Source organism: Streptomyces sp. NPDC049577 (assembly GCF_040675635.1).
Lineage (GTDB): Bacteria > Actinomycetota > Actinomycetes > Streptomycetales > Streptomycetaceae > Streptomyces.
Window position 1 is genome coordinate 1 of the sequence record NZ_JBFAPH010000520.1, and the last position, 2,748, is coordinate 2,748.

Annotated in this window: 3 protein-coding genes; all 3 read left to right on the forward strand. The window is 71.7% G+C overall.

Features of this window, described 5'->3' with window-relative positions:
• Positions 1-1,561, forward strand: a 1,561-nt coding sequence (kdpB, locus tag AB0K09_RS32030) for a potassium-transporting ATPase subunit KdpB (protein ID WP_366068904.1), incomplete at its 5' end; no start/stop codon positions are given.
• A gap of 7 nt (positions 1,562-1,568) precedes the next feature.
• The gene (gene kdpC / locus AB0K09_RS32035; RefSeq protein ID WP_366068905.1) at positions 1,569-2,216 is read left to right on the forward strand and encodes a potassium-transporting ATPase subunit KdpC; all 648 of its coding nucleotides are present in this window, start codon (positions 1,569-1,571) and stop codon (positions 2,214-2,216) included.
• 335 nt (positions 2,217-2,551) lie between these two features.
• A partial coding sequence (locus AB0K09_RS32040) for a hypothetical protein (protein WP_366068906.1) occupies positions 2,552-2,748 on the forward strand: 197 nt, incomplete at its 3' end.

Below are 2,748 nucleotides of genomic sequence, written 5' to 3' on the forward strand. Positions count from 1 at the left end.
CGCCCGCGGCCACCGGCGTGCCGCCCTGCACCTGGGCACCCTGCTGGAGGGCCGCGGCGAGACCCAGGAGGCCGCGCGCTGGTACCTGACGTCCGACCGGATGATCAACCTGGTCGAGGGCGCCGCGCGGCAGAAGACGCCGAACGAGATCGCCCTCAACATCCTGCTGGCCTCGCTCACCGTCGTCTTCCTGCTGGCCGTCGTCACGCTCCAGCCCTTCGCCGTCTACGCGAAGGCCGAGCAGACGATGATCGTCCTCGCGGCGCTGCTGGTCTGCCTCATCCCGACGACCATCGGCGCGCTGCTCTCCGCGATCGGCATCGCCGGCATGGACCGGCTCGTGCAGCGCAACGTGCTGGCCATGTCCGGTCGTGCCGTCGAGGCCGCCGGTGACGTCTCCACGCTGCTGCTCGACAAGACCGGCACCATCACCTACGGCAACCGCCGGGCCTCGGAGTTCGTCCCCGTCAAGGGCACGACGGCCGCAGAGGTCGCGGACGCCGCCCAGCTCTCCTCGCTCGCCGACGAGACGCCCGAGGGCCGCTCGATCGTCGTCCTCGCCAAGGAGAAGTACGGCCTGCGCGAGCGCCACGAGGGCGAGCTCACCGGCGCCGAGTGGGTGCCCTTCACGGCCCGGACCCGGATGTCGGGCGTCGACGTCGACGGCCGCAAGGTCCGCAAGGGCGCGACCGGCTCGGTCGTCGCCTGGGTGAAGGAGCGCGGCGGCGCCGTCCCGGACGACGCCGAGAAGCTCACCGACGAGATCTCCCAGGCCGGCGGCACCCCGCTGCTCGTCGCGATGGAGGACGCCAGGGGTCCGCGCGTGCTCGGCGTCATCCACCTCAAGGACGTCGTCAAGGAGGGCATGCGCGAGCGGTTCGACGAGCTGCGCGCCATGGGCATCAAGACCGTCATGATCACGGGCGACAACCCGCTGACGGCGAAGGCCATCGCGGAGGAGGCCGGCGTCGACGACTTCCTCGCCGAGGCCACGCCCGAGGACAAGATGGCCCTCATCAAGCGCGAGCAGGCCGGCGGCAAGCTCGTCGCCATGACCGGCGACGGCACCAACGACGCCCCGGCGCTGGCCCAGGCGGACGTCGGCGTGGCCATGAACACCGGCACCTCGGCCGCCAAGGAGGCCGGGAACATGGTGGACCTGGACTCCGACCCGACCAAGCTCATCGAGATCGTCGAGATCGGCAAGCAGCTGCTCATCACGCGCGGCGCGCTCACCACCTTCTCGATCGCCAACGACGTCGCGAAGTACTTCGCGATCATCCCGGCGATGTTCGCCGTGGCCTACCCGGGCCTGGACAAGCTCAACATCATGGGCCTGTACTCGCCGCAGTCCGCGATCCTGTCGGCCGTCGTCTTCAACGCACTGATCATCATCGCGCTGGTGCCGCTCGCCCTGAAGGGCGTGCGCTACCGGCCGATGAGCGCGGACGGCATGCTCCGGCGCAACCTCGGCATCTACGGGCTGGGCGGGCTGATCGCCCCGTTCATCGGCATCAAGGCCATCGACATGCTCATCTCCCTCATCCCTGGCATCGGGTGACGTCACCATGAACAACTCCGTACGCAACACGGCCCGGCTGCTGGGAGCGGGCCTGCGGGCCCTGCTGGTCCTCACGGTGGTCTGCGGCGTGATCTACCCGCTCGTCGTCACCGGCATCGCGCAGGCGGCCTTCCACGACAAGGCCAACGGCTCCGAGGTGAAGGCCGACGGCGAGCCGGTCGGCTCCGCGCTCCTGGGCCAGAGCTACTCGCTCGACAAGCAGGACAAGGACGGCAACCCGCTGCCGGACCCGAAGTTCTTCCAGGGCCGCCCGTCGGCCGCCGGCCCCAACACCGAGAACACCCGGTACAAGCTGGTGGTGTCCGGCGCGTCCAACCTGGCCGCCGACAGCAAGGTGCTGCTGGACAGCGTCCAGCAGCGCCGCGCGGACGTCGCCGCCTTCAACGGCGTGTCCCCCTCCGCCGTCCCGGTGGACGCGCTGACGGCCTCCGCCTCCGGCCTCGACCCGGACATCTCCCCGGCCTACGCCCGCCTCCAGGCCGACCGCGTGGCCAAGGCGAACGGCCTGCCGGCCGAGCGGGTCAGGAAGCTGGTGGAGGACCACGTGGCCGGGCGCGTCCTGGGCTTCATGGGGGAGGAGCACGTCAACGTCCTCGAACTCAACGTCGCCCTGCGCGAGCTGGCCAAGGGCTGACGGCCCGTCGGCGCGGTGTTCCGCAGGCCGCATAAATCCTGGAAGCCGCGGCAGCGGCACCTGGGGCCTGTCCGGCGGACCATGGGGAGCGCCCGTTCGCGCTGATCGTGTATTGCGCCGGGCCCTCGCCACGGTGGCTGACTGCGGTTGCGGCGGGCAGTCGCCTTCCCGCCGCGACGGCGCGTCACCACGACGTGGGGGCCGGCGGTGCCGAACCCGTCGGGCGCGGCGTTCCGCAGGCCGCATAAATCCTGGAAGCCGCGGCAGCGGCACGGCAGGCTAGGGGCGTGGCTTCCTTACCCCAGCAGTCCCACGCGTCCTTCGCGGTCCCGCACATGGTGGTCTGTGGCGACGACGCGCTCGCGCACCGGCTCGCGTCCGAGCTCTCGGGCGTCTACGGCGAGCGCGTCACCCTCGTCCTGCCGCCCGCCCGTGACGACCGGCGCCGCCCGGCTGTCGCGCCCGGGCGGGCCGCCGCGTTGCTCGGGCGCGTCACCGGTGCCGTGGGCCGTGTGCAGCCCCCCGCCGGGCA

Bases quoted from the DNA above. Each gene is read 5' to 3' on its own strand.
- kdpC (WP_366068905.1), top strand. From the start codon at position 1,569: ATGAACAACTCCGTACGCAACACGGCCCGGCTGCTGGGAGCGGGCCTG.